The organism is Streptomyces sp. NPDC127197 (genome assembly GCF_042672405.1).
Classification (GTDB): Bacteria; Actinomycetota; Actinomycetes; order Streptomycetales; family Streptomycetaceae; genus Streptomyces; species Streptomyces flavusporus.
This window is the reverse complement of the sequence record NZ_JBHXVG010000008.1, coordinates 184333-211087: the sequence shown is the minus strand read 5'-3', so window position 1 is coordinate 211087 and position 26755 is coordinate 184333. Positions and strand designations below refer to the sequence as shown.

General features: G+C 71.0%; 25 protein-coding genes. 9 read left to right on the top strand and 16 right to left on the bottom strand.

Features of this window, described 5'->3' with window-relative positions; translation table 11 throughout:
• Positions 1-15: 15 nt before the first annotated feature.
• Positions 16-2565: a M14 family zinc carboxypeptidase gene (locus tag ACFVJQ_RS15685; protein WP_385784157.1), complete on the bottom strand. Its 2550-nt coding sequence runs from the start codon at positions 2563-2565 to the stop codon at positions 16-18.
• A gap of 183 nt (positions 2566-2748) precedes the next feature.
• Between ACFVJQ_RS15685 and ACFVJQ_RS15680 the strand changes: the two genes are divergently transcribed.
• Both ACFVJQ_RS15680 and ACFVJQ_RS15675 read left to right on the top strand, forming a co-directional pair.
• A complete protein-coding gene (locus tag ACFVJQ_RS15680; protein ID WP_385784155.1) occupies positions 2749-3612 on the top strand; it encodes a hypothetical protein in 864 nt (287 codons plus the stop codon).
• A gap of 51 nt (positions 3613-3663) precedes the next feature.
• A complete protein-coding gene (locus tag ACFVJQ_RS15675) occupies positions 3664-4461 on the top strand; it encodes an EI24 domain-containing protein (protein ID WP_385513147.1) in 798 nt (265 codons plus the stop codon).
• A 16-nt stretch (positions 4462-4477) separates the two neighbouring features.
• Here ACFVJQ_RS15675 and ACFVJQ_RS15670 read toward each other — a convergent pair whose 3' ends face one another.
• Both ACFVJQ_RS15670 and ACFVJQ_RS15665 read right to left on the bottom strand, forming a co-directional pair.
• Positions 4478-5749, bottom strand: coding sequence for a pyroglutamyl peptidase (locus ACFVJQ_RS15670; protein ID WP_385784152.1), 1272 nt, complete (start codon positions 5747-5749; stop codon positions 4478-4480).
• Positions 5750-5852: 103 nt separating this feature from the next.
• Entirely contained in the window at positions 5853-6428 is a 576-nt protein-coding gene (locus ACFVJQ_RS15665; protein WP_385513149.1) for a TetR/AcrR family transcriptional regulator, read from the bottom strand.
• 103 nt (positions 6429-6531) lie between these two features.
• On the opposite strand from ACFVJQ_RS15665, the gene ACFVJQ_RS15660 reads away from it, so the two are divergent.
• Positions 6532-8976 (top strand): glycoside hydrolase family 3 C-terminal domain-containing protein, encoded by a 2445-nt coding sequence (locus ACFVJQ_RS15660; RefSeq protein WP_385784149.1) that lies wholly within the window; start codon positions 6532-6534, stop codon positions 8974-8976.
• Between the two features lie 70 nt (positions 8977-9046).
• On the opposite strand, the gene ACFVJQ_RS15655 is transcribed toward ACFVJQ_RS15660, so the two are convergent.
• Complete coding sequence (locus tag ACFVJQ_RS15655) at positions 9047-10015, bottom strand: aldose epimerase family protein (protein WP_385784146.1); 969 nt, start codon at positions 10013-10015, stop codon at positions 9047-9049.
• 25 nt (positions 10016-10040) lie between these two features.
• Positions 10041-10934 carry an SGNH/GDSL hydrolase family protein gene (locus ACFVJQ_RS15650; RefSeq protein ID WP_385513152.1) on the bottom strand — a complete coding sequence of 298 codons (894 nt, stop codon included), beginning with the start codon at positions 10932-10934 and terminating at the stop codon, positions 10041-10043.
• Between the two features lie 299 nt (positions 10935-11233).
• On the opposite strand from ACFVJQ_RS15650, the gene ACFVJQ_RS15645 reads away from it, so the two are divergent.
• Positions 11234-11728: a DUF3145 domain-containing protein gene (locus ACFVJQ_RS15645; RefSeq protein WP_224733479.1), complete on the top strand. Its 495-nt coding sequence runs from the start codon at positions 11234-11236 to the stop codon at positions 11726-11728.
• Between the two features lie 70 nt (positions 11729-11798).
• Here ACFVJQ_RS15645 and ACFVJQ_RS15640 read toward each other — a convergent pair whose 3' ends face one another.
• From ACFVJQ_RS15640 to fasR, 5 genes are all read right to left on the bottom strand, one after another.
• Complete coding sequence (locus tag ACFVJQ_RS15640; RefSeq protein WP_385513153.1) at positions 11799-13070, bottom strand: beta-ketoacyl-[acyl-carrier-protein] synthase family protein; 1272 nt, start codon at positions 13068-13070, stop codon at positions 11799-11801.
• Between the two features lie 85 nt (positions 13071-13155).
• A complete protein-coding gene (locus tag ACFVJQ_RS15635; RefSeq protein WP_129800876.1) occupies positions 13156-13404 on the bottom strand; it encodes an acyl carrier protein in 249 nt (82 codons plus the stop codon).
• Positions 13405-13509: 105 nt separating this feature from the next.
• Positions 13510-14511: a ketoacyl-ACP synthase III gene (locus ACFVJQ_RS15630; RefSeq protein WP_385784141.1), complete on the bottom strand. Its 1002-nt coding sequence runs from the start codon at positions 14509-14511 to the stop codon at positions 13510-13512.
• Positions 14512-14535: 24 nt separating this feature from the next.
• On the bottom strand, positions 14536-15474 hold the full coding sequence (locus ACFVJQ_RS15625; RefSeq protein WP_385513155.1) for an ACP S-malonyltransferase: 939 nt from the start codon (positions 15472-15474) through the stop codon (positions 14536-14538).
• A gap of 89 nt (positions 15475-15563) precedes the next feature.
• On the bottom strand, positions 15564-16769 hold the full coding sequence (fasR, locus tag ACFVJQ_RS15620) for a fatty acid biosynthesis transcriptional regulator FasR (RefSeq protein ID WP_224733483.1): 1206 nt from the start codon (positions 16767-16769) through the stop codon (positions 15564-15566).
• A gap of 74 nt (positions 16770-16843) precedes the next feature.
• On the opposite strand from fasR, the gene ACFVJQ_RS15615 reads away from it, so the two are divergent.
• Positions 16844-17494 (top strand): pirin family protein, encoded by a 651-nt coding sequence (locus tag ACFVJQ_RS15615; RefSeq protein WP_385513185.1) that lies wholly within the window; start codon positions 16844-16846, stop codon positions 17492-17494.
• A 168-nt stretch (positions 17495-17662) separates the two neighbouring features.
• On the opposite strand, the gene ACFVJQ_RS15610 is transcribed toward ACFVJQ_RS15615, so the two are convergent.
• Positions 17663-18484 (bottom strand): serine hydrolase domain-containing protein, encoded by an 822-nt coding sequence (locus tag ACFVJQ_RS15610; protein WP_385513157.1) that lies wholly within the window; start codon positions 18482-18484, stop codon positions 17663-17665.
• Positions 18485-18503: 19 nt separating this feature from the next.
• Entirely contained in the window at positions 18504-18974 is a 471-nt protein-coding gene (locus ACFVJQ_RS15605) for a GNAT family N-acetyltransferase (protein ID WP_385784136.1), read from the bottom strand.
• A gap of 97 nt (positions 18975-19071) precedes the next feature.
• Here ACFVJQ_RS15605 and ACFVJQ_RS15600 point away from each other — a divergent pair, with 97 nt between their 5' ends.
• Both ACFVJQ_RS15600 and ACFVJQ_RS15595 read left to right on the top strand, forming a co-directional pair.
• Positions 19072-19569, top strand: a complete 498-nt coding sequence (locus ACFVJQ_RS15600) for a MerR family transcriptional regulator (RefSeq protein WP_385513159.1) — start codon at positions 19072-19074, stop codon at positions 19567-19569.
• The gene (locus ACFVJQ_RS15595; RefSeq protein ID WP_385784133.1) at positions 19566-20582 is read left to right on the top strand and encodes an aldo/keto reductase; all 1017 of its coding nucleotides are present in this window, start codon (positions 19566-19568) and stop codon (positions 20580-20582) included. Before ACFVJQ_RS15600 ends, ACFVJQ_RS15595 begins: the two co-directional genes overlap by 4 nt.
• Before the next feature lie 79 nt (positions 20583-20661).
• On the opposite strand, the gene ACFVJQ_RS15590 is transcribed toward ACFVJQ_RS15595, so the two are convergent.
• The 3 genes from ACFVJQ_RS15590 to ACFVJQ_RS15580 all read right to left on the bottom strand — a co-directional run bounded on the left by ACFVJQ_RS15590 (position 20662) and on the right by ACFVJQ_RS15580 (position 23528).
• Positions 20662-21507 (bottom strand): DUF4429 domain-containing protein, encoded by an 846-nt coding sequence (locus tag ACFVJQ_RS15590; protein WP_385513161.1) that lies wholly within the window; start codon positions 21505-21507, stop codon positions 20662-20664.
• Positions 21508-21574: 67 nt separating this feature from the next.
• Entirely contained in the window at positions 21575-22792 is a 1218-nt protein-coding gene (locus ACFVJQ_RS15585; protein WP_385784129.1) for an alpha/beta hydrolase, read from the bottom strand.
• A 70-nt stretch (positions 22793-22862) separates the two neighbouring features.
• Positions 22863-23528: a TetR family transcriptional regulator gene (locus ACFVJQ_RS15580; protein WP_385513186.1), complete on the bottom strand. Its 666-nt coding sequence runs from the start codon at positions 23526-23528 to the stop codon at positions 22863-22865.
• A gap of 122 nt (positions 23529-23650) precedes the next feature.
• On the opposite strand from ACFVJQ_RS15580, the gene ACFVJQ_RS15575 reads away from it, so the two are divergent.
• Complete coding sequence (locus ACFVJQ_RS15575) at positions 23651-25270, top strand: MFS transporter (protein ID WP_385513163.1); 1620 nt, start codon at positions 23651-23653, stop codon at positions 25268-25270.
• A gap of 269 nt (positions 25271-25539) precedes the next feature.
• Positions 25540-25848, top strand: coding sequence for a small hydrophobic protein (locus tag ACFVJQ_RS15570; RefSeq protein ID WP_385513164.1), 309 nt, complete (start codon positions 25540-25542; stop codon positions 25846-25848).
• 66 nt (positions 25849-25914) lie between these two features.
• Here the strand turns inward: ACFVJQ_RS15570 and ACFVJQ_RS15565 are convergent, their stop codons facing one another.
• Positions 25915-26676, bottom strand: a complete 762-nt coding sequence (locus tag ACFVJQ_RS15565; protein WP_385513165.1) for a potassium channel family protein — start codon at positions 26674-26676, stop codon at positions 25915-25917.
• Positions 26677-26755: the final 79 nt, after the last annotated feature.

The following is a 26755-nucleotide window of genomic DNA, read 5'->3' as shown; positions in this document are numbered from 1 at the left end:
CGCGTGTGCCGTGGTCTACATGGTCGCCATGGTGAACAATGCCCGTCCGACCTGAGGGAATTCTCCCCTGGGATGTGCCCGGAAAAGCGGTTCGGTGCCGAAGAGCACCGCATGCGGGCCGCTCACCACCGAGGGCCGCCCCGCTGCCGCGGCGGAACCGCCGGTTCCGTCCGCCAGCGGCCGCCAGTGTCCGGACACCAGGGGGTTCCCGGTCGCATACGACTGCTCCACCCGCACGCCGGGTCCGAGGTCGGTGAACCAGACCGGCGCGTAGACGAAGCCGTGGTCCGGTGCACCCGCGGTGACCTTCCCGCCGGAATTCACCACGCGCACCACGCCGTTGGCGTCCCCGTTGCCCTCGACGGCCTTGACCGGCAGCAGCCCGGCGGCGGCGTTGAGGGTGGCCCCGTCCGAACCGCGCCCGACGAGACCGTGGCCGTCGAGGAAGGCGTCGAGGGCGGTACGGGCCGCGGCGTTCAGGTCGTCGTGATCCAGCCCCGCCGACACGAACAGCACATCCACCGTCGACCAGTCGAACCCCGCGTTGAGCACGGCCGTCGACACCGGCGTGACCTCGAAGTTCATCTCCCGCAGCGCGAACAGCTCACCCGGCGTGACCGCGGCGGCCACCCGGACGCGGGTCAGCGGGGTGCCTCCGGTGATGCGGGTGGCGTCGAAGGCGACGTCGTACGCCCGTGCCGCCGCGGCCGCCTGCCGGCGCGCCGAGCCCGGCACGACGACACTGCCGTCCGCCGCCTGCCGTACCCGGACGCCCTGCTGCAGAAGGGAGTTGAGCGCGGCGACCTCGCGCGGATCGTCGAGGCGCAGCCGCAGGTCGCCGCGCGGGGCGACGTACCCGACCGGTGTGGCCTCGCGCACCGGGCGCAGGGTGACGTGGGACAGACCCTGCACCGACTCGACCGTGGCACCCCACAGCCGGCCGAGGCTCCAGCCCGAGATGTCGTACATCACCGACACCTTGTCACTGATGTCCCGCCCGTCCGCCAGCAGCGCGTTCGCGAGTCCTCGCTTGGGCTGGCGCATGTCGACGACGTACGAGCCCTTGGCGTACCACCGCCCGTCCAGCCGGAACGGGTGGGCGGCGCGGCTGACACGGACGTCGTTGGCGATCAGATGGTCGACGAGCCGGGCGGCTGCGGTGAGGGAGCGCTGGGCGTCGCCGGCCGGGATGACGTAGGCGCGGGGGAACGTCGTGGTGTAGACGTCCTCGGGTCCGATACCGGGAACGCCGGGCACCGTCTCCTCGGAGACCGGCACCTGCGCGGCGCCCGCGGCTCCCCGCCGGAAGACCTCGATCTGGTCCGCGACCAGGGAGGTGCGCTGCCGCTGTACGAAGTCGAGCGTGGCGTCGAGCGTGGCGCCCGCCACGTCGACGTTGATCGCGGAACGGCGGCGCAGCTCGCTCACCGGCAGCGTGTTGTAGTCGGTGTTGTTCACCCGCAGCGGGATCTCGACGGTGTGCGCGGCGACGGTGCCGTGGAAGGCCGCGTACTGCGGGGTGAAGATGGGCGGCCAGTCGTCCCAGCCCTCGTCCTGGTCGCGGAACGGGATCTGGGCCGGCTCGACGCCGTCCTTCTCGGGCGTGTAACCGAGGCCGTTGACGGCGGCTTCCATGCCGAGGGCGTTGGCGTAGGTGTTCTTCAGGAACAGGTCGTACTCGTAGTTCTCGCCGTGCGGCGGGGTGGTGGGCTCGATGAGGGTGCCGTTGACGTAGCCGTGCAGGTCGAGCATGACGGCCGGCTGCTTGTCGACCATGATCTGCCGCATCGCGCGCGCCTCGGGCTGGGAGGCGGTGACGAAGTCGCGGTTGAGGTCGAAGCCGTTGGCATTCGCCCGGGTGCCGGCGATGCGCCCGTCCGGGTTGGCGGTGATGTTGAAGTACAGGCGGCTGTGCGCGAGGAGGTCCGCCGTCCTCGCGTCGTTCGCGGTCGCCAGCCGCTCGATGAGCTCCAGGGAGGCGTCCGTGCCCTCCCACTCGTTGCCGTGGATGTTGTTGTTGAGGAAGACGGGCGTCTTGTAGGCCGCCTTGACGGCCGGGTCCTTGGCGGCCACCGCCGGTGTGTTCTCGATGAGTTCGCGCAGCCGGCTCTGCTCACGAGCCTGACGGGCCGTCTCCGGGGCGGTGACGGTGACGAGGTAGAGCCGGTGGCCGCCGGCCGAACGGCCCGCGATCTCGACGCTCACCCGGTCCCCGAGGCGTTGCAGGGCGTTCAGCTTCGGCGCGATGGCGTGATACGGAGTGAGGCCGAGCTTTATCGACTTGTCGGCCGGGTTCACCGGGTCCGGGGTGAGGATCTGTTCGCGCGGGTAACCGCGGTGGGCCTCGTCCGCGAAGTCGTCGGAGAGGTCGGGGACGGGCGCAGTGAGGGCCTGACGGGCGGCGCTCGCCGGGGACTTGGCGGGGCGGTCGTCGAGGGCGGGGCCCTCCCGGGTGACGGGGTCGGTGTCCGCGCCGGCCGGGGCCGGAGTGGTGAGCAGGAGCGATCCTGCGATGAGGGCGGCGGTCAGGACGGGTCTCGCTGGGGCGGTTCTCGTGGTGCGCACGCGTACCTCCTCGGCTTCCTGAGATCGGTACGGCGAGGTGTACCTGTTCGACTCAACCGCAACAAGAGGGTCTTGGTGTCGCCGACGCCCGGCGTTGCCCCGGATGGCGCACGGCGGTCGGCTCGCGGGGGCATGCTGAGTGGGCTCGGCAGTGGGTGCGCGCACTCGAGACGAGGAGGACCCGTGGCAACGATCCCGTCGCTCCCCAGCAGGGAGGACGTACTGCGGATGGCCCGCAGTACGACCGACATCACCGGCCAACTCCTGGACACCGCCCAGAACATCACCCGGATCACGATCAACACGCTTGACCCGCGGGACGGTTCGGGCGCCGAAATGCTGCGGATGCTGCGCGAGACCACCGCGGAGCTGGCCGAGGCGAGCGCGTCTCCGCAGGCGCAGGAGGCGTTCTCCCGGATGGTCGACACGCTGACCCGGCTCGGCACGAGCGGAATGCCGCTCGCCGCCCACCCCGTGAGCGAGCCGGCGCAGGCGCTGCTGGCGGCGCTCGGCGACAGCCTGCTGCCCGTCCTCGACGCGGTGCAGCCGGCGGTGGAGGAGCTCGCGGCGGCGGTCGAGGACCTGACGGACGCGATGTCACCGCTGCTGCCCGTCACGGCCGGCGTCGCGGCCGGGGTCCTGCTCGTGCTGACGCCGGTGATCCGGGCGGCCGCGGAGGTCCTGCGCGACTCCTCACCCGAACTCCGCCGCGCCGCCGACGCGTTGACGGCGGCCGTGGCTCCCGTGATGCCGCTCCAGGTGGCGTTGGCGGAACGCGCGGCCATGGCGGGGGCGGGCGTCGTACGGGCCGCGGTGCCGCCCCTCGCCGACCTGACGGAGGGGGCCGCGGCGACAGTCAAGGCAGTACGGCCGGTTGTCGTCGCCGGGGAAGAGCTGCTGGTCGCCGGGTTGGAGCAGTTACAGCCGCTGCTGCTGGCCGGGACGGCCCGCGCGGGCCGGATCGCCCGGGCGATGGCGGTACGCGTCTCGGCGGCGGTGTCGCCGGCGGCGGAGCCGGGCGTTGTGGTGAGTGTGGTACCTGTGTAACGACAGCGGCCGTGGCTCGGGCGGCCGTGGGCCACCGGCTAGAGTTCCCGCATGCGCGATCTTGGGGTGGGCTTCCGCTGTCTCCTGAAGGGCCAGCGATGGGTGGCCCGGCACGGCAAGCAGTACGGCTTCGGGCTGCTCCCCGGCCTGATCACACTGGTCCTGTACGCGGCGGCCCTGGTGGCACTGGCGCTGTGGGGCGAGGACTTCATCGCCTGGGCGACTCCGTTCGCCGACGACTGGTCGAGCCCCTGGCCCGGCCTCTTCCGCGGCTTCCTCACGGCCGTTCTGTTCGCCCTGTCCCTGCTGCTCGCGGTCCTCACCTTCACCGCGGTCACGCTGCTCATCGGGCAGCCCTTCTACGAGAGCCTCTCCGAGTCGGTCGACCGCGACGTCTCCCCGGACGGCACCGCCCCCGAGTCCGGCCTGCCCCTGTACAGGGAACTGTGGATCTCCGCCCGGGACAGCCTCCGCATCGTCGTCCGGGCCGCCCTGTGGGGCGTGCTGCTGTTCGCCCTCGGGTTCATCCCGGTGTTCGGCCAGACGGTCGTCCCGGTGATCGGCTTCTTCGTCACCGGCTTCTTCCTCACCGAGGAACTCACCTCCGTCGCCCTCCAACGCCGCGGCGTCGTCCTCCGCGACCGCCTCGCCCTCCTCCGCTCCCGCAAGTCCCTGATCTGGGGCTTCGGCACCCCGCTCGGCCTCGCCTTCCTGGTCCCCGTCGTCGCCGTCTTCCTGATGCCGGGGGCGGTTGCGGGCGCGACTCTGCTGGCACGGGAGCTGCGGGGCGAGGAGATCGTGGAGGAGACCGAGGACGAACCGGCGCCGCGAGCCGACGCCGGTCAGTGACACTCGGCAGTGAACCTCAGGCGGACGTCGCGTTGGCCGCCGCCGTCACGATCGCCCGTACCTGCGCGATGATGTCCAGCCGGTTCTGTACGAACTCCGGGTCGGTCACCGCGCCCGTCGCCGGATCGGTGTTGCCCGCCCCGAACTGCAGCACCGGCGTGTGCACATGCCCGCCCGGCAGCGTGTCGTGCAGGCCCAGCCGGTCCCGTAGCAGCGTGGCCCGGTAGGCGATCTCGTTGGAGAGGTAGTTCCCACCGCCGCCGGCCCGCGCCACCGACCCCGGGGTCGGCCCGTCCGGCCGTACGACGGGCTCAGCGCCGCCCGCCGGGATCTCGGTCACGCTCGTGTTGTCGTACACCGGGAAGCGGCCGGTGTCCGCGGCCACGATCTCCTCGTACGGCAGCGTCGTCGATGTCCACTGCGGCTGCGTGGCCGGATCGGTGACGGGGACGGTCTCCGTCCGGCCGATGTTCTCGTTGTCCGGGAATCCGCCCCGCCAGGCCCCGTTGGTGCGCTCGATGTCGAACCGCCCGACGCGCCCCTGGCTCACGGTCGCGAAGAGGTCGGCCTTCGGCAGATACGGCCGCAGCGTCCGCTCCACCGTCCCCTCCGCGAAGTCCTGCCAGCGCACCGGGAACACGGCGGTCTCCACCCTGGCCGGGCCGTCCGCCGTGTCGATCACCGTGCCGTCGAGCGCGAGCGCGGTCGCCCCGGACGGATTGGAGATCCGCACGTCCCGGTCCAGCGTGAACGGATCGAACCCGGTGACCACGATGCGCCGCACACCCTCGCCGTGGGGGAGGATGTCGGTCTGACCGCGCGAGGTGCGCTCCAACGCGTCGAGCAGGGCCGCACGTTGGCGGTCGGTGAGCCCGAAACCCGGCTCCCAGCCCCGCACTTCACGCGTCATCCCCAGCCGCGCCCAGTACAGCGGCCGGTCGTCGTCCCGGCTCAGGTCCCCGCCGGCCGGCCCCCGGCCCTGCGCCCGGTCGACGGCCCGCCGCCACAGCTCCGCTCCCTCGCGTACGACGATCCCGCGGGCCTGCGCGTACGAGCCCGCCCGGCTCAGCGCCTCGGCCAACTCCGGTGCCACGCCGTCGAATCCGGACCGCCTCAGGATCTCCTGCGGCACGGCCCGGTCCAGCCGCTGCTCCTCGACCGTCGCCGTGGCCGTGCCTGGGTCGGCAGAGGCAGAGGCAGAGGCAGAGGCAGAGGCCGGTGCGGGCGCCGCGAGGCCGGCCAGCAGGGCAAGGCCGAGTACACCGATGCGAACACGTATGGAATTCAAGGGGTTTCAGGCCTTCCGTCGCAGTGGGGTGCGGGTGCCGGACGGCGGAAGTATCGCGCGACGAAAGTGGTCTACGCCATGGTGTGTGAGGGGAGTTGGGCGGTCAGCGCTCGCCCAGCAACGTGAGGAAGTCCCGGAACGCGCCCGGCATGTCCACCGACTCCGGGTCCAGCAGCCACTGGTACTGCAGTCCGTCCATCACCGCGACCAGCAGGGGAGCGGTGCGTTCGGGAGTGAGGCCGTTCGGCAGGCGGTCGCCGTACTCGGTGCGCAGGACGTCCGCCATGGACTCGCGCACCCGCGCGTAGCGCTCGGTGAAGTAGGCGCGCGCCGGATGCCCCTCCGTGACGCTCTCGCCGAGCAGCGCCGAGAAGGTCTGGATGATGCCGGGCCGCATCGCGTTGTACTCGACGAGCGAGGCCAGCAGATCGACCCGCCAGGTGGTGTCCGGGACGGCGTCCCACTGGTCCCGCTCCTCGAGCACGGCGACCAGCAGGGCGTTCTTGGTCGGGAAGTAGTGCAGCAGCCCCTGCTGGGTCAGGCCCACCCGTTCCGCCACCGCGGCCAGGCTCGCGCCCCGGTAACCGCGCTCGGCGATCACCTCCAGGGCGGCCCGGACGATCTCGGCCCGCCGTTCCTCGCTCCTGACCCTCGCACTCATGGCGTCACCGTACGACATCACCCCACCGGGATATAACGGAAAGGTAACGAAACCTACTGGTCTACAGGTAGCCGATGCAGGATGGAGAAGCCGCACGGACCCGACGCGAGGAGACACCGCCATGGCGGAAACCCCGGCCCACCGCACGCTCGCCGATCAGGCCCGCGAGGCCGCCGTCGAAGCGGCCCTCGGCAAACTCGACCTGGACGACAAGGCCCGGCTGCTGTCCGGCCAGGACGCCTGGACCCTGCCCGCCCTGCCCGGGATCGGCCTGAAGTCCCTCGTCATGTCCGACGGCCCGATCGGCGTACGCGGTGTGCGCTGGACTGCCGACGACCCCTCCGTCGCCCTGCCCTCACCCACCGCTCTCGCCGCCACCTGGGACCCCGGCCTCGCCCGGCGCGCCGGCGTCCTCCTCGCCCAGGAGGCCCGCCGCAAGGGCGTCCACGTCCTGCTCGCCCCCACGGTCAACCTGCACCGCTCCCCGCTCGGCGGCCGCCACTTCGAGGCCTACAGCGAGGACCCGTATCTCACCGGCGAGATCGGCGCGGGCTATGTGAACGGCGTCCAGTCCGGCGGCGTCGGCACCACCGTCAAGCACTTCGTCGCCAACGACGCCGAGACCGACCGCTTCACGGTGAACAACACGGTCGGCGAACGCGCCCTGCGCGAGCTGTACCTCGCCCCCTTCGAGGCGATCGTCGAGAACGCCCACCCCTGGGGCATCATGACCGCCTACAACTCGGTCGACGGCACGACGATGACCGAGCACCACCACCTGGTCGACAAGGTCCTGCGCGGCGAATGGGGCTTCGACGGCTTCAACGTCTCCGACTGGACCGCCGCCCGCTCCACCACCGCCTGCATCGAGGGCGGCCTCGACGTCGCCATGCCCGGCCCGCAGACCGTGTACGGCGCCGCCCTCGCCCAGGCCGTACGCAGCGGCGAGGTCGCGGAGGCCAAGGTCGACGAGGCAGTTCGCAACGTGCTGCGGCTGACCGCCCGGGTCGGCATCCTCGAGGGCGCCGAACCGGCCGTCACCGACCTGCCGGAGCCCGTCGACGGCGAGGCACTGGCCCGCGAGATCGCCCGCCGCTCCTTCGTCCTGGTGCGCAACGAGAACGACGCCCTCCCGCTCAGGCCGGGCAAGGTCGCGTTGATCGGAGCCGCCGCCCGCGACGCCCGCGTCCTCGGCGGCGGCTCCGCCACCGTCTTCCCGGCGCACGTCGTCTCCCCGCTCGACGGCCTCACCGCCGCCCTCCCCGACGGCACCCTCAGCTACGCCGTCGGCGCCGACCCGAACACCGAACTGGCCGTCGCCGACCGGGGCTTCGAACTGCGCGCGGTCTGCCGCGACGCCGACGGCAACGTCCTCGGCACCGCCTCCGTCCCCAACGGCCAGATCCAGTGGATCGGCGACGACCTCCCCGACGGAGTCACTCACGACCGCCTGCACACCGTCGAACTGACCGGCACCTTCACCCCGCGCGAGACCGGCCCGCACACCTTCGGGGTCAAGGGTCTGGGCGCCTTCACTCTCACCATCGACGGCACGACCCACTACGACGACATCCAGCGCCCCGACGGCGACGACCCCTTCCAGTCCTTCTTCGGCGCCCCGGTGCCCCGCGCCCGGCCCGAACTCACCGCGGGCGAACCGGTCGACGTCTCCCTCACCCACGTCATCGACCTCCCCGAGGGCATCCCGATGAAGATGGTCAGCTTCGCCCTCGCCCACCAGGAGCCGCAGCGCGACGCCGACGAGCTGATCGCCGAGGCCGTCGAGGCCGCGCGCGACGCCGACACGGCCGTCGTCGTGGTCGCCACCACCGAGCGCGTCGAGTCCGAGGGCTTCGACCGCACCGACCTCAGGCTCCCCGGCCGCCAGGACGACCTGGTCCGCGCCGTCGCCGCCGCCAACCCCCACACCGTCGTGGTCGTCAACGCGGGCTCCCCGGTGGAACTGCCCTGGCGTGAGGAGGTCGCGGCCGTGCTGCTGACCTGGTTCCCGGGACAGGAGGGCGGCGCGGCACTGGCGGACGTGCTGACCGGCGCGTACGAGCCCGGTGGGCGCCTGCCGACCACGTGGGGCTCCCTGGCGGACGCCCCGGTCACCCAGGTCGTCCCGGCCGACGGAGAACTCCCGTACACGGAGGGCGTGTTCATCGGCTACCGCGCCTGGGAGAAGCACGGCCGCACCCCGGCGTACCCCTTCGGTCACGGCCTCGGCTACACCGACTGGACCTACGAGTCCGTCGAGGTCGAGGGCACCAGTGTCCGGGTCCGCCTGCGCAACTCCGGCGAGCGCCCGGGCCGCGAGGTCGTCCAGGTGTATCTGGCGCCGAGCGAGCCCGACCCCGAGCGCCCCGCGCGCCGACTGGCCGGCTTCGCCGGGGTGGAGGCCGCGCCCGGCGAGCGCGTCGAGGTCACCGTGGACCTGCCGCGCCGCGCGTTCGAGATCTGGGACAAGATGAGCGGGTCATGGTCGTTTGTGAAGGGTTCGTACGAAATCCAGATCGGCCGCTCGATCACGGACCGCCGCCTCACCGCGGCGATTAACGTCTGAGGCGGGGCAACCCACGAGCAGCCCCGGTCCGGGACCTGACACCCGGGCCGGGGCTCGTGGGGCCCAGGCCCTACCGGGTCGAGAAGCCGTACACCGTCTCCGACCGGTACACCTCGCCCGGCCGCAGCACCGTGCTCGGGAACTCCGGCCGGTTCGGGGAGTCCGGGAAGGCCTGCGTCTCCAGGGCGATGCCGTCGCCGGGGGCGAAGGGCTCGCCCAGGTGGTCGGCGGTGTACAGCTGGAGGCCGGGCTCCGTGGTCGACACGGTCAGGACCCGCCCGGATGCCGGGTCGTACAGCTCGGCCACCTCCTCCGGCGTCCCGGTCACCCCCTTGTCGAGCACGAAGTTGTGGTCGTAACCGGCGCCGGCCTTGCGTTCCGTGCGGAAGTCGAAGCGGGTGCCCTCGACGGAGGCGATGCCGGTCGGGATCAGGTCCGCGTCGACCGGCGTGTACCGCCCTGCGGCGATCCGCAGCGCATGGCCGCCCGCGGTGCCGGAACCGCTCAGGTTCCAGTACGAGTGGTTCGTCAGGTTCACCACGGTCGGCGCGTCCGTGAGCGCCTCGTAGGAGATCCGCAGCGCGCCCGTCGAGTCGAGGCGGTACGTCGCCGACACCTCCAGCCGGCCCGGGAAGCCCTCCTCGCCGTGCGGGCTGATCCGGCTGAGCCGTACGCCGTGCTCGACCGGCGTCACCTCCCACACACGCTTGTCGAAGCCGCGCTCGCCGCCGTGCAGCGAGTTCGGCCCGTTGTTCCGCGCGAGCTCGTACGTCTGTCCGTCCAGCGGGAAGCGGCCGCCCGCGATCCGGTTGGCGTACCGGCCCACCAGGGCGCCGAAGTAGGGTCCCGGATGCTCGACGTACCCGTCCAGGTCCGCGAAGCCCAGCACCACGTCCGCGGCCTGCCCCTGCCGGTCCGGTACCTGCACCGACTGCACGATTCCGCCGTACGACAGGATCCGCACCCGCACGCCCGCCCGTTCCAGGGTCCAGCGCTCGATGGGGGTGCCGTCGGAAAGTGTGCCGAAGTGTTCGCTCATGAGCGAAACCCTAGGACAACCCTGGTCAGGCCGTCTTCCCGGTGACCTTCCGGTACGCGATCTCCGCCAGCCGCGCCTGCCCGTTCTTGCTCGGATGGAACCAGTCCCAGTGGCTCAACTGCGCCGTACCGAAGCGGTACTCGTACACCGCGCCGCCGTCGAAGCGGCACCGCTCGTCCTGCGCGCACACCTCCTCCAGCACGCCGTTGTAGTCCTCCACCCGCTGCTGCACCGTCTCGCGCCGCTGGTTCGCCGCCGCGTCCAGCGCGTCCGCGTCGCCCAGCATCGACGGGCAGATGCCCAGCTTCCACACCTGCTTGCCCAGCGGATTGGTACGCCCCTCGGACCACAGCCGCTTCAGGTTCGGCACGCTCGCCACATACACCTGGGCCTTGGGCATGGCCTTGCGCAGGGTGTGCAGCGCGTCCTCGAAGTCGGCGCGGAAGTCGGCCACCGGCGTCATCTCCGCCGTCGAGGCCCGACAGGCGTCGTTCGCCCCGGCCATCACCGTCACCAACTCCGGCTCACGGGTCACCGCCCGCGCCATCTGCCCGGGCAGGTCCGCCATCCGCGCCCCCGTCACGGCGTAGTTCCAGCTGTGCGTGGCGGCCCGCGCACCGCCCAGCAGCCGTACGGCGAGACTGTCCACGTCGGGGCTGCTGCCGGTCGCCCAGGAGGCCTCCGGACAGTCCGACAGGACCTCGCAGGCATCGAAACCGCGGGTGATCGAGTCGCCGACCGCGGCGATCGAACGGGGGCTGCGGTCCCAGGCCGGCGTCGGACTCGGCTTCGCCCGCTGCGCACCGGTACCCGCCGGGCCCGACGAGTCGCCCCCCACCGCATCGCATCCGGTGACACAGAGAAGGGCCGCCGTGAGCACGGCGAGCCAGGCCCGCGAGCGTTCTCCGGTCTTCCGCATCCGCTGCTGATCCCCTCGGTCCTCGTGCGCTGGTGTACGACGGTCGTCCCCAAGACCGCGCGACGGCGTCCAAGGGGGCTCCCTCCATAACAACGCGCAAGAGTTCCCGACCGCGCGGCGTGCAACGGCGCACGGCCGTACAAGCGTCCTGCCGGGTGAATGGCGGGAGTTTCCCGGCACCTGGACCGACGGTACGTCACACTCCTTGCGCCGCCGCACGGTAGCCTCGCCATCAACGTGGCCGACAGCCACCACCGCCCCGCCCGAACGCACCATGCCCGCTCTGCCCGGAGGTCCCGGTGACGACACGTGGAGTCCTGTACGTGCACTCCGCGCCGCGCGCGCTGTGCCCGCATGTCGAGTGGGCCGTCGCCGGGGTGCTCGGCACACGCGTCAACCTCGACTGGATCCGGCAGCCCGCCGCGCCCGGCACCTGGCGCTCGGAGTTCTCCTGGCAGGGCGAGGCCGGCACGGCCTCCAAACTCGCCTCCGCGCTACGGGGCTGGCATCTCCTCCGCTTCGAGGTCACCGCCGAGCCCTGCCCGACCGCCGAGGGCGAGCGCTACAGCTGCACCCCCGACCTCGGCATCTTCCACGCCGTCACCGGCATCCACGGCGACATCCTGATCCCCGAGGACCGCCTGCGCGCGGCGCTGCTCCGCAGTCAGCGAGGGGAGACGGAGCTGGAGGCCGAACTGTCCAAGCTCCTCGGGAAGCCGTGGGACGACGAGCTGGAGCCGTTCAGGTACGCGGGCGAGGGGGCGCCGGTCCGCTGGCTGCATCAGGTGGTGTGATTCCCTGCCCCACACGTACGAAGGGCCCCCACCGGCTGGTGGGGGCCCTTTACGCTCGTAGGACAGGCCGTCAGACCGTCCGGAACGCCAGTACCACGTTGTGACCGCCGAACCCGAACGAGTCGTTCAGCGCGGCGATCCTGCCCTCGACGGGCAGCTTGCGCGCCTCGCCGCGGACCACGTCGGCGTTGGCCTCGGCCTCCGGGTCGATGTTCTCCACGTTGATGGTCGGCGGAGCAACCCGGTGGTACAGGGCGAGCACGGTCGCAACCGTCTCGACCCCGCCCGCACCACCCAGCAGATGCCCGGTCATCGACTTCGTCGCGGACACCGCGATGTGGTCGGCGTCGTCACCGAACACCTTCCGCAGCGCCTTCAGCTCGGCGATGTCACCGGCCGGCGTCGACGTCGCGTGCGCGTTGACGTGCATGATCTCGGCCGGGTCGAGGTCGGTCCTCTCGAGCAGGTTCTGCAGGGCGTGCGCGATACCGCGCCCCTCCGGCTCGGGCTGCACGATGTCGTGACTGTCGGCGGAGATGCCCTGCCCGACCGCCTCCGCGTAGACGCGCGCACCGCGCTTCGCGGCGTGCTCGGCGGACTCCAGGACGACCACGCCGGCGCCCTCACCGAGGACGAAGCCGTCACGGGCCACGTCGTACGGACGGGAGGCGCCCTGCGGGTTCTCGTTGTTCTTGGACATCGCCATCATGTTGCCGAACGCGGCGATGGGCAGCGGATGGATCGCCGCCTCCGTGCCACCCGCGACGACGATGTCGGCGCGGCCGGTGCGGATCATCTCGATGGCGTAGCCGATGGCCTCGGCGCCCGACGCGCACGCGGAGACCGGCGTGTGCACGCCCGCCCGGGCGCCCACGGCCAGACCCACGTTCGCGGACGGGCTGTTCGGCATCAGCATGGGGACGGTGTGCGGGGAGACGCGGCGGACGCCCTTCTCCTTGAGCACGTCGTACTGGTCGAGCAGGGTCGTGACACCGCCGATGCCGGACGCGATGACCGCACCGAGCCGGTCCGGGTCGACGGTTGCGTCCTCACCGGCCTTTGCGGTGAAACCGGCGTCGGCCCAGGCTTCCTGAGCGGCGATCAGCGCGAACTGCGCCGAGCGGTCCAGGCGGCGGGCCTGCGGCCGGGGGATGGTCTCGGTCGGTTCCACCGCGACCGGCGCGGCGATACGGACCGCCTGGTCGGCGGCCCAGTCCTGCTCCAGGGCCTTGACGCCGGAACGTCCGGCGACCAGGCCCTCCCAAGTAGAGGCTGCGTCGCCACCCAGCGGTGTGGTTGCGCCGATACCGGTGACGACCACAGTGCGATTGGTCGGGCTCACGGGAATTCTTTCTCCAACGGATACGAGGATTCAGCGGCGCCACCGCCGGGTGGCGGGGCCGGCAGCTCCCGGCCTAAGGGGTGCCTCAGGCCTGGTGCTTGAGGATGTAGTTGGTCGCGTCGCCCACGGTCTTGAGGTTCTTGACGTCGTCGTCCGGGATCTTGACGTCGAAGCGCTCTTCGGCGGCGACGACGACCTCGACCATGGACAGCGAGTCGACGTCCAGGTCGTCGGTGAAGGACTTGTCCAGCTGGACGTCCTCAACCGGGATGCCGGCGATCTCGTTCACGATCTCCGCGAGACCGGCGACGATCTCTTCCTGAGTGGCGGCCATGTCAGGCGCTCCTTCGTAGATGTTCCAGAGGGTGTGGCGCCCACCGCGTGAGCGGCAGGTGCTTGCAGTGCCCGCACCGGATCGGCACGATCCGGCACGGAGTGCCTAGGGGAGGGTAACGACAGTGGCGGCGTAAACGAGACCCGCCCCGAATCCGATGACGAGCGCGGTGTCGCCGCTCTTCGCCTCGCCGGTCGCCAGGAGCCGCTCCATCGCGAGCGGAATCGAGGCGGCCGAGGTGTTGCCGGTGGTGCGCACGTCACGGGCGACCGTGACGCTCTCCGGCAGCTTGAGTGTCTTCACCATCGAGTCGATGATCCGCTCGTTCGCCTGGTGCGGAATGAAGACATCCAGTTCGTCCGGCGAAAGTCCGGCGGCGTCCAGGGCCTCCTTGGCGACCTTCGCCATCTCGAACACGGCCCAGCGGAACACCGCCTGGCCCTCCTGCGTGATCGCAGGAAACCGCTCGACCTCGCCCTCGCGGTAGTCGGTCCAGGGCACGGTCTGCTTGATGGTCTCGGACTTGTCGCCCTCCGAGCCCCAGACGGTCGGGCCGATCCCGGGCTCGGTGGACGGGCCCACGACGACCGCGCCCGCACCGTCGCCGAACAGGAAGGCCGTCGCCCGGTCCTCCAGATCGGTCAGGTCGCTCAGCCGCTCCACGCCGATGACGAGGACGTACTCCGCGGAGCCCTCGACGATCATGCCCTTGGCGAGGGTCAGGCCGTAGCCGAAGCCCGCGCAGCCGGCCGAGATGTCGAACGCGGCGGCCTTGGCCGTGCCGAGCTTGTCGGCGATCTCGGTGGCCACGGCCGGGGTCTGCTTGAAGTGGGTGACGGTCGAGACGATCACCGCGCCGATCTGCTCGGCGGCGATACCGGCGTCGGCGATCGCCTTGCCGGACGCCTCGACCGACATCGCGGCGACGGTCTCCTCGGCGTTCGCCCAGTGCCTCGTCTCGATGCCGGAGCGCGAACGGATCCACTCGTCCGACGAGTCGATCTTCTCGAGGATCACCTCGTTCGGCACGACTCGGGTGGGCCGGTACCCGCCCACGCCGAGGATGCGCGCGTACGGGGCGCCCTTGCTGGGCTTGATCTTCGGCATGTTCGGTCGGGCTCCTTCAGGGGGTCAGGCGCCCGCTGCGTCAGCAGCAGGATCAGACGCAGCGGTGATGAGCTCGCGGGCCGCGTCGAGGTCGTCGGGGGTCTTCAGGGCCAGCGTCTTGACGCCGGGCAGGGCCCGCTTGGCGAGACCGGTGAGCGTACCGCCGGGGCACACCTCGAGCAGGGCGGTGACGCCGAGCTCCTGGAACGTCTCCATGCACCGGTCCCAGCGGACCGGGTTGGCGACCTGACCGACCAGCCGCTCGACGACCTCGGCGCCGGAGGCGACCGTCCGGCCGTCCTTGTTCGAGACGTAACGGATCTTCGGGTCGGCGGGCGTGAGCGCCTTGGCGGCCTCGGCCAGCGTGTCGACCGCGGGCGCCATGTGGTGGGTGTGGAACGCGCCGGCCACCTTCAGCGGGACGACCTTGCGGACGCCCTCGGGCTTGTCCTCGTTCAGCGCGGCGAGCTGCTCCAGGGTGCCCGCGGCCACGATCTGCCCGGCGCCGTTGACGTTCGCCGGGGTCAGGCCCAGCTTCTCCAGGTGCGCGACGGACACCTCGGGGTCGCCGCCGAGCAGCGCCGACATCCCGGTCTCGGTGATCGCGGCCGCGTCGGCCATGGCCAGACCCCGCTTGCGTACGAGAGTCAGAGCGGCGGTGTCGTCGAGGACGCCCGCGAACGCGGCGGCGGTGATCTCACCGACGCTGTGGCCGGCGACCGCGCCCGCATTGATGTCACCGAGTGCCGCGGCCGAGAGGATTCCGGCGGCGACGAGCAGCGGCTGCGCCACGGCGGTGTCGCGGATCTCGTCCGCGTCGGCCTTCGTGCCGTAGTGGGCGAGGTCCAGTCCGATGGTGTCCGACCAGGCGGCAACGCGGTCGGCGGCACCGGGCAGTTCGAGCCAGGGAGTCAGGAAGCCGGGCGTCTGGGCGCCCTGGCCGGGAGCGACGAGTACGAGCACTCTCACACTCTCTCTTGGGGACGGCCATGGCCGCCCGTGGGGACAAGGACGAAGAACACGAAGGGGTTTTGTGGGCCCCCGACAAAAGGCTAGGGCTGGAGATCTCCATCCGCCAGACGCCCCAGGATCAGTGCGATGCGCAACGTGAACGCGGAACGTACATCGGATGGCGACCAACCGGTGACGTCAGTCACACGTCGAAGCCGGTAGCGCACGGTGTTGGGATGCACGAACAGCATCCGGGCCGCTCCTTCGAGGCTGCTCGCCTGCTCCAGATAGACGCTGAGGGTCTCCAGGAGCGCCGAGCCGGCTTCCTCCAGCGGTCTGTAGATCTCCTCCACCAGCTGCTCGCGTGCGCTCGGGTCACCGGCGATCGCACGTTCCGGAAGCAGGTCGTCCGCCAGAACCGGCCGTGGCGCGTCCTGCCAGGCGGAACACGCCTTGAGCCCCGCGGCGGCGGCCTGCGCGGAGCGGGTCGCGGCCAGCAGATCGGGCACGATCGGCCCCGCGACGACGGGACCTGCGGCGAAGGGCCCGATGAGCGACTTCGCGACAGCGAGCGGATTGTCACTGCCGCCCGCGATCACGACCAGCCGGTCCCCGAGCACGCCCGTCAGCACCTGGAGCTTGGCGTGCCGTGCCGCCCGCCGGATCGCCTCCACCGTCAGCTCGGAGTCACCGTCGGGCGCGGTTCCCAGCACCACGCACACATGCTCGGGTGCGTTCCAGCCGAGCGCGGCCGCCCGCGACACGGCGCCCTCGTCGGCCTCGCCGCTCAGCACGGCGTTCACGACCAGCGACTCCAGCCGGGCGTCCCAGGCACCGCGTGCCTCGGCGGCCTGGGCGTACACCTGCGCGGTCGCGAAGGCGATCTCACGCGCGTACACCAGCAGCGCCTCCCGCAGGACGTTCTCGTCGCCGGGGGCGGCGACCTCGTCGATCGCGCTCTCCATCACTTCGATCGTGGTGCGCACCATCTCGACGGTCTGCCGCAGCGTGATGGCCCTGGTCAGCTCGCGTGGCGCGGTCCCGAAGACGTCGGTGGAGATGGCCTGCGGGGCATCCGGGTGCCGGAACCACTCGGTGAACGCGGCGATACCGGCCTGCGCGACCAGCCCGATCCAGGAACGGTTCTCCGGGGGCATGGCCCGGTACCACGGCAGCGTCTCGTCCATCCGCGCGATGGCCTGGGCGGCAAGACTTCCGGAGGACTTCTCCAGCCGCTTCAGGGTCGCGGCGTGCGCATGCACGCCGGGTACAGGGGCGTCGGGGTGACGGGCTTCGGGTTCGGGCACGGGGACAAGACTGCCTTATCGGGACGCGAGTGCGCTCCGCCGGGTCTCAGGTGAGGTCTACGGTGGTGTCCGTGATGGACGTACGGCGCGCCGAAGAGCGCTACCCCGGCGGCGACCCGCAGACCGGCATCGTGTCCCGGCACGCCTTCTCCTTCGGCCCCCATTACGACCCCGACAACCTCCGCTTCGGCGCGCTGATCGCCTGCAACGAGGAGCGGCTCGCCCCCGGCGCCGGCTTCGACGAGCACCCGCACAGCCACACCGAGATCGTCACGTGGGTGGTCGAGGGCGAGCTGACCCACCGCGACTCCGCGGGCCACGAGACGGTCGTCCGTGCCGGGGACGTCCAGCGGCTCAGCTCGGCGGCCGGCGTCCGCCACGTCGAACGCAACGACGCCGACCACCCGCTGACCTTCGTCCAGATGTGGCTGGCCCCGCTGACCCCCGGCGGAGACCCGTCCTACGAGATCGTCCACGGCATCGCCGACGCCACGCCCTACGCGGTCCCGGAAGCCGGCGCGATACTCCACGTCCGCCGCCTGACCCCGGGCGAACGCACGGCAATCCCCGACGGCCGACACGTCTACGTCCACGTGGTCCACGGCGAAGTAACCCTGAACGCCGAGCCGTTGGGCCCGGGCGACGCGGCCCGCATCACGGACGCCAAGGACGTGGAGGGGGTGGGGACGACGGAGGCGGAACTGCTGATCTGGGAAATGACGTAACAGCCCCGTCCCGCCGGCCCGCGGGCGCCGCCACGCCGTCAGTCCGCGGGCGCCGCCACGCCGTCAGTCCGCGGGCATTCGTGCCGCCAAGGGCGGCACGGGTGGGCGCGGGCGGCACCCCGTCAGCACCGGGCTGCGCACCTCACCCCCGCCCAGCCCCAGCCGACCTCAGCCCCGCAACTCCGCCAGCACCGCATCCGTGAACACCGGCCACGCCTCAACCGCCCAGGCCCCGAACGCCCGATCGGTCAGCGCAACGCAGGCAACCCCCGCCTCCGGGTCGATCCACAGAAACGTACCCGACTGCCCGAAGTGCCCGAAGGTGCGCGGCGAGGACGAAGAGCCTGTCCAGTGCGGGGACTTGCCGTCACGGATCTCGAAACCGAGCCCCCAGTCGTTCGGGTTCTGATGCCCGTACCCCGGCAGCACCCCCTTCGTCCCCGGATACTGCACAGTCATCGCCTCAGCAACCGTCCGCGGATCGAGCAGCCGCGGCGCCTGCACCTCAGCCGCAAACCGCACAAGATCGTCGACAGTCGAGACGCCGTCCTTCGCCGGAGACCCTTCCAACGAGGTCCCCGTCATGCCCAGCGGCTCCAGCACCGCCTGCCGCGCATACTCGGCGAACGGAATGTCCGTCGCCTTGGCGACATGGTCCCCGAGCTGCTCGAACCCGGCGTTGGAGTACAGCCGCCGTTCCCCGGGCGCGGCCGTCACCCGGTGCTCGTCGAAGGCCAGCCCGGAGGTGTGCGCGAGCAGATGACGGACCGTCGAGCCGGGCGGCCCGGCCGGTTCGTCGAGCTCGATCGCCCCCTCCTCGTACGCGACGAGCACGGCGTACGCCGCGAGCGGCTTGGTGACCGAGGCCAGTGCAAACCGCTCCCCGACCGCCCCGCGCCGCCCCAGCACCGCACCATCCGCCCGCACGACACCCGCCGCAGCAGCAGAAACCGGCCAGCTGTCGATCAACGCCAAGCTCTTCAAGGACATGCCATCGAGCCTATGCGCCTCAGAGCTTCAACCGCATCAAGGGGTCCCTCTGCCGCGCGAAGCCCAGCGAGGCGTACAGCGGCTCGGCCTCGGCGGAGGCGGTGAGGTCGATCTGGCCGGCGCCGCGCTCCCGGAACCACTGGAGCAGTTCCTCCATGCAGGCGCGCGCGTACCCGCGCCGCCGGGCGTCCGGGTCGGTGGCGACGCTGAAGACGAAGCCGATCCTGCCGTGCGGATTGCCGGCCTTCCCGATCCGGTACTCCAGCGTCCCGGCCACCAGCGCGGCCAGCGCCCCCGGCCGCTCCGGATGGTCGACCACGAACGCCGCGAAGTCCCCGTCGGGCTCGCCCAGCCGCGCGCGCAGCGTCGGCAGGGACTCCGTATGCCAGTCTCTGGACCCGTCCGCCGCGAACACCGAATCGATCATCACCTGGCGCAGTCGCAGCACTTCCGGGGCATCTTCGGGCATGGCACGGCGTACAAGACTCATGACCCGCACGCTAGCCACCCGACCCGAGGCACGTCCTGCCGATTTCTTACCGTCTGCGCTTGCCTGGAGTGCACTCCAAGGTCATAGCGTGGAGCGCATGACGGTGATGCAGACCACGGCAGCAGCCACCGAAGAACGCACCGAAGAAGCCCTCACCCGCACGGACATCTGCTCCGCCCCACCCCGCCGGCATCCGCGCCCCGACGGCCAGGACCGGTACACGATCAGCGAGGTCGTCGCCTTCACCGGCCTGTCGGCCCACACCCTGCGCTGGTACGAGCGGATCGGGCTGATGTCCCACATCGACCGTTCCCACACCGGTCAGCGCCGCTACACCAACCGCGACCTGGACTGGCTCGACCTCGTCGGCAAGCTGCGGCTGACCGGCATGCCGGTCGCCGACATGGTGCGGTACGCGGAGCTGGTGCGTGCGGGCGACAGCACCTACGGCGAACGGTGCGCGTTGCTGGAGGAGACCCGCCGGGACGTACAGGCCCGGATCGCCGAACTCCAGGACACCCTGGCCGTGCTCGACCGGAAGATCAGTTTCTATACGGACGCCACCCGCGTCCGCGAAACGGAGACACCCCGATGACCGACAGCAGGATCCCGACGGTACGACTCGGCGACGGCGGCCCCGAGGTCGGTGTGCAGGGTCTCGGCTGCATGGGCATAAGCTTCGCCTACGGCCCCTCCGACGCGCGGGAGTCCCGGGCCACCCTGGAGCGGGCGCTGGAGCTGGGCGTCACGCTCTACGACACGGCGGACGCTTACGGCCAGGGAGAGAACGAGCGGTTCCTGTCGCCGTTCTTCAAGGCGCACCGGGACGACGTGCTCATCGCGACCAAGTTCGCCCTGGCGATCCCGCCGGACGACCCGACCCGGCGGATCATCCGCAACGACCCGCCGTACATCCGCCAGGCCGTCGAGGCGAGCCTCGGGCGCCTGGACGTCGACGTGATCGACCTCTACTACATGCACCGCCGCGATGTGAACGTGCCGATCGAGGAGACCGTCGGCGTGATGGCCGAGCTGGTCCGCGAGGGCAAGGTCAAGCACCTCGGCCTGAGTGAGGTCACCGGCGCGGAACTGCGGGCCGCACAGGCCGTGCATCCGATTGCCGCCGTGCAGTCGGAGTGGTCGCTGTTCAGCCGGGACATCGAGGCGGGCGTGGTGCCGACGGCCCGCGAACTGGGCGTGGCCCTCGTGCCGTACTCGCCGCTGGGCCGGGGTTTCCTCACGGGCTCCTTCACCAGCGCCGAGAAGGACCTGACGGCCGACGACTTCCGCCGCCAGATGCCCCGCTTCACCGGCGACAACGCGACGGCCAACGCAGCGCTCCTGGAGCCGATCCGCAAGGTAGCCGCCTCCCACGGCGCCACCCTCGGCCAGATCGCCCTGGCCTGGGCCCAGCAACAGTCGACGGTCCACAACCTCCCGGTCATCCCCATTCCGGGCACCCGCAAGCCGGCCCGAGTGGAGGAGAACACGGCGGCGACGCGGATCGTGCTCGGCGAGGAGGACATGGCTCTCCTGGACCCGATCGCCGAGAGGGTGTCAGGCAACCGCTACGCAGACATGACGTTCACTTCTGCCGGACGGGAGTAGGAGATACCTAAGGGGCGCGGGGAACTGCGCGAGCAACCCCCACAAGCCGCGCCTCACCACCGGAGGTACCCGGCAGAAGCTAAAGCTCAGCCAACAACTCCGCCTTCTTCACGGAGAACTCCTCATCCGTCACCAACCCAGCCTGATGCAACTCCCCAAGATGCCGAATCCGCTCCGCAATGTCCGCGGGATCCCGCCGCGGAGCGGCAACCACCGCCGCCGCCGGACCCGCGGTGCGAACCGCAGCCAATACAGCCGCCGCGAACGGCAGTGACTCATGCACAGGCCCGTACCCCAGCCCGAACACCACGGCCGCCGGATCCTGGTCAGCCTGCGCAGGCTGATCGTGCGCGTCGCGCCGCAGCAGCCGCAGATGGCCCTCGAAGACCTCGGGTGACCGCCACTCGACCCCGCTGAGGTCGGCGACCGCGAACTTCTGGTCGCCGGCCTTCCACTTCGCCGATGACGCCCCCGTCCAGAACCACCGGAAGGAGACGGACGTACCGTCGAAGGACGCCTTCGCGTCGTACGCCTTGAACTGCAACGGTGGCTCCGGCGCCGCCACGAGATGGCGTTCGGCCGGACCGGACTCGGTCAGCAGGCCCCGTAGTTCATCGGCGTAGTACTCGGCGAGCGTCTCCCGTTCGGCAGGCAGCACCAGACGATAGGGATCGCTGCCTTCCTTCAGTTGGCCCGCGGCAGCGTCGATCAGCGGATCGGCGCCCGCCCGTAGCTCGGCGCGCAGCACCACGGTCCCGCGCCGGCCGGGGGAGAGCGTCACCCCCTGCAGAGCCTCCAGTGGCACACGGCGCTCCCCGAGCGCCTGGAACAGCTTGGGTGTTCGAATCCCCCGTTCGTAACGGATGAGCACGGAGTCGGACTCGAACTCCCAGGCGGCATGAAATCCGGCCAGTACGTCACCCATGCGGCTCATCGTATGCGGCACGCGCTCTTTCGTCCCCTCCCTGCGCAGACCGCAGTTTCTTGCGCCTCTACGCGCGTCCGACCGCGGTGGTGCCGGACAAACCCGCCTGGCACGTGCCGGCATCGTCGGCGCAGTCCACCGCGCGGTACGCGCCAACCCCGATCTCGGCGAAGTTGGCGAGGCTCTGCGTGCCCGGTTCGAAGTAGCCGGCGTGCCCCTCGGCGCCGCGCGCCGACAGCACCCGCGCCCCGAACGCGGTGGACACCGGGTCGGCGCCGTGCCCGAGACCACCGAACTCCATGTACGGCACGTCCTGGATCCAGTCGTCGGCGTCCCGCATCGCCCACACGTGCGCCGAGGTCCGCAGGTGCGAGGCCGTCGCCGCTCGCATGCCGGGACTGCCGGCCACCGCTATGTCGGCGACCCGGCGCGGCAGCGTGTGCGCGGCGACCCCGCACACCACGGAGCCGTAGCTGTGGCAGAACAGCGAAACGGGCGCCCGGCCGGGCAGCGCGCGCACCATCCTGGTCAGCCGGACCGCGCCGTCCTCGGCGCGCATCGCGGTGGCCGCGTCCATGCCGATGCCGCTGGGCGCGGTGTAGTCGGCCCAGGCGATCACGGCCGTGCGGGTCGAGAGGCTCGCCGCGCGCTGGGCCGCGTACAGGGACTTCGCCATGCCGACCGGCGCCGAGTATCTGCGGCGAGTGCGCTGGAAGGTGAGCAGGTCGGTGTCGACGCCGGGGACGACGACGGAGACCCGCTGGGCCTTCGTCAGATCGCCGAAGACCTCGGCGATCCGGCCCGAGCCGACCGGGTCGAAGGCGAGGATGTGCCGGTCGGCCCGCATGAGCGACGCGAAGCGGTGCATACGCCGGCCCGCCTCCTGCTGCCCGGTGGGACTGAGCCGGTTGTCGTGCATGCGCTTGAGTTCGACCTTGCGGGCCTGGTCGAGCGCGATGCGGTTGGCGCGGTAACGCAGCCGGACGGGGGCGCCGTTCATGTTGCCGACCGCCAGTGGATAGCGGTGGGCGAGGTGGGCGCGCTGCCGGTCGGTGAGCGAGGCGAAGAAGCGGGCCAGCCGGGCGGGTGCGGCGTCCGGGTCCGGCAGCCGGTGTCCGTCGAGACGGCCGTGCTCCCAGGCGGAGAGCGAGGCCTGCAGCGGCGACTGGGCCCGCCCGCTGCGCAGGGCGGTCCAGCCGGTGGTCGCCAGCATCACGAACACCACGGCCAGGGCGAGCAGTGCGCGCCAGACGCTGAGTGAGGGAGAGGTGTCGAAGGAAGTCACTGGGAGGACACACTAGGAGAACGAGAGGGTCTCGCGTGAACCGAGTGACACGGATCACGTTTGGGTAAAGTCACGCTCCTTGGGGCGCACGCCAGTTGCCGGCCAGTGCCGGTCCCACCTGATCCAGGTAGGTGGCCGTCAGTTCGCGCATCGCCGCCAGGCTGAAGTCGGGGCCCGTGCTCCACTGACGTTCCGTCACCCGCATCACCCCGCTGAAGACGGCCACCGCCACCCGCGGTCGTGGATCGGCGTCCACGTCGAGGCCCTCGCGCTCCGCGATCAGCAGCGCCATCTGCTCCTCCGTCTCCGCGAAGTGGCGCAGATGCGCGGCGAGCAGGACGGGCGTCGACTCGATCACCTGGTACATCCGCAGATACTGCTCGATCGGAGCGACGGACTCGACGACCGCGCTGAGCGTGTCCCACCCCTCCATGACGGCCCGGCGCATCGCCTCCATCGGCGGTTCGTGCGCGGGGCGGGCGCGCACCGCGTCGAGGAAGTGCGCCACCGTCATCGTCTCCAGGGCGAGGGCGGCGTCCTCCTTGCCGGAGAAGTAGCGGAAGAAGGTGCGGGGAGAGACGTCGACGGCCGCGGCGATGTCGTCGACGGTCGTGTGGTCGTACCCACGCGTGGTGAACATCTCGACCGCGGTGCGCAGCAGCGCGTCCCGGGTTCGCCGCTTCTTCAGCTCGCGCAGTCCCGGCCGGGGCGCCGATGCCGTGCCCGCACTGTTCACCGTGTCCACCAGGCCTTTCCTCGAACTGTTTTCCCAGTTCAGGCTATATGGGAGTGACGTGACAGTTACTGACTTGTGAACTGGTTTGTCAACTGTCAGAGGCTGACACTAACCTCGAACACATGACTAGTCAGACCACCATCGACAAGACGGGGCCGGGGGACAAGGCACCATCAGCCCCGTCGGATGCGGCGCCGGCCAAGGGCCTGCGCGGCCATCCCTGGCTCACCCTGATCACCGTCGCCGTGGGCGTGATGATGGTGGCCCTCGACGGCACCATCGTGGCCATCGCCAACCCGGCCATCGCCACCGACCTCAAGGCCAGCTGGGCCGAGGTCCAGTGGATCACCAACGCCTACTTCCTCGCTCTCGCGGTCTCCCTGATCACCGCGGGCAAGCTCGGTGACCGCTTCGGCCACCGGCAGACCTTCCTCATCGGCGTGGTCGGCTTCGCCGCCGCCTCGGGTGCCATCGGCCTGTCCGACTCCATCGCCGCGGTCATCACCTTCCGTGTGTTCCAGGGCCTGTTCGGCGCCCTGCTGATGCCGGCCGCGCTCGGCCTGCTGCGCGCCACCTTCCCGGCCGAGAAGCTCAACATGGCCATCGGTATCTGGGGCATGGTCATCGGTGCCTCCACGGCCGGCGGCCCGATCCTCGGCGGTGTCCTGGTCGAGCACGTCAGCTGGCAGTCGGTGTTCTACATCAACGTGCCGGTCGGCATCCTCGCCCTCGTTCTGGGCCTGCTCATCCTGAACGACCACCGCGCGGAGAACGCCCCGCGCTCCTTCGACCTGCTCGGCATCGGCCTGCTGTCCGGCGCGATGTTCTGCCTGGTCTGGGCGCTCATCAAGGCCCCCGAGTGGGGCTGGGGCGACGGACAGACGTGGACCTTCATCGGCGTGTCCGCGCTGGGCTTCGCCCTCTTCGCCCTCTGGGAGAAGAAGGTGCGGGAGCCGCTGATCCCGCTGGGCCTGTTCCGTTCGGTCGCGCTGTCCGCCGGTGTCGTCCTGATGGTCCTGATGGCCATCGCGTTCATGGGCGGCCTGTTCTTCGTGACGTTCTACCTCCAGAACGTGCACGGCATGAGCCCCGTCGACGCCGGTCTGCACCTGCTGCCGCTCACCGGCATGATGATCGTCGGCTCGCCGCTCGCCGGCGCGATGATCACCAAGGTCGGCCCGCGCGTCCCGCTGGCCGGCGGCATGGCGCTCACCGCGATCGCCATGTACGGCATGTCCACCCTGGAGACGGACACCGGCAGCGGCATCATGTCGCTCTGGTTCGCCCTGCTCGGCCTGGGCCTCGCGCCGGTCATGGTCGGCGCCACCGAGGTCATCGTCGGCAACGCCCCGATGGAGCTCTCCGGTGTGGCCGGCGGCCTTCAGCAGGCGGCGATGCAGATCGGCGGCAGCCTCGGTACGGCCGTCCTGGGCGCCGTCATGGCCTCCAAGGTCGACAGCGACCTCCCCGGCAACTGGGCGGACGCGGGCCTTCCGGAACTCACCCCGGCCCAGGAGGCGCAGGCCGCCGAGGCGGTCCAGCAGGGCGCCGCGCCGGTCCCGCCGGGCACGCCGGACGCCATCGCCGCGAAGATCACGGGCGTCGCGCACGACACCTTCATCTCCGGCATGAGCCTGGCGTCCCTCGTCGCCGCCGGAGTTGCCGCGGTGGCGGTCCTGGTCGCCTTCCTGACCAAGCGCGGCGAGAACGCGGAGGCGGGCGCGGGAGCCGCCCATATCTGACGCGGGATCAACAGGGGTCTCTCTGGCCCCTGTTTCCCCTATCAGAGTGACAACCCTAAAAAATCCGCCCCCTGGCACACGCCGCACTTCACAGTGGCTCCAGCCCTTCGTATGGCATGTTCCTGCGGCAAGTTCGTACGACGAGGAGGGCGGCCTGGGGCTGCGGCGCGCTGCTGGAGGGGGGCGGCGCGCCGGCAGACCTGATTGAGGCGCGCATGTCGGGTACTCGCCCTACCGAACCCGAACGGCCCGGATGATCCAGGGAGTTGATGATGGCGGGCTTCGGACAGGGAACGCGCAGGCACCCCCGCTCACGTGGCCGGACGTGGTCACGGACCGGGCCGGATCGCGCGACGCTCGGAATCATCGGTGCCATCTGTGCGATCGCCGGTTTCTTCGTGCTGGGAATCTTCCTCGGCCCGGTGGCGATCGTCTGCGGCTGGCTGGCCATGGGCCGCACATGGACCGGCTCCCGCTCGGTACCGGCCCTGGTTGCCGTCGTCCTGGGCGCCATCGACACGCTCCTGGCGATCATCTGGCTGTCCGGCGCGACCACCCCGGGCACCGGCATGTTCTGAGCCGGGGGGAGTGAGGAGGGGCCTCCGGCGTCACCGCCGGAGGCCCCGTAAACGCCGGTCAGCCGGTCAACGCCGCTGGTCCTCCCCGACCGGTTGCGGAACCGCCGACCCGGACAACATCGCAACCTCCGCCCGCAACGCCCGGACCTCCTCCGTCAACGCCGCGATCGCCTCCGTCTGCCGCCGCTCCTCCACGTCGTCCCTCTCGAACCGGGAGATGAACCACGCGGCGATGTTCGCCGTCACCACACCCAGCAGCGCGATCCCGGACAGCATCAGCCCCACCGCGAGCAACCGCCCCGCCCCGGTGGTCGGCGCATGATCCCCGTACCCCACGGTCGTCATCGTCGTGAACGACCACCACACCGCGTCACCCAGCGTCCGGATGTTCCCGCCGGGAGCGTCCCGCTCCACCGACAGCACGGCCAGCGACCCGAACATCAGCAGCCCGATCACCGTCCCGGCCACATACGTCGTCAGCCGGATCTGCGTGGCCATCCGCGCCCGCCGCCCCACCAGCAGCAGCGTGGACACCAGCCGCAGCAGCCGCAACGGCTGGAGCAACGGCAGGATCACCGCACACAGGTCCAGCCAGTGCCGCCGTACGAACGTCCGGCGATCGCGCGCCAGCACCACCCGCACCACGTAGTCCGCCGCGAACGCCCCCCACACCACCCACTCGATCAGCAGACACGCAAGCGTCGTCGACCGGCTCGGCGAGCCGTCCACGATCGGCACGGCATAAGCGACGGCGAACACGACGGCCAGCGCCAGCAGCGGGTTTTGGGTACGCCGCTCCCACCGTTCCTGTGCCGATTGCTCCTTCATGTCCGCATCGTAAAGAACCCGCCGGGCCGGCGAACGCCCGAGGGCGGCAGAGCCGAAAACCACAGCCCCACCGCCCTCG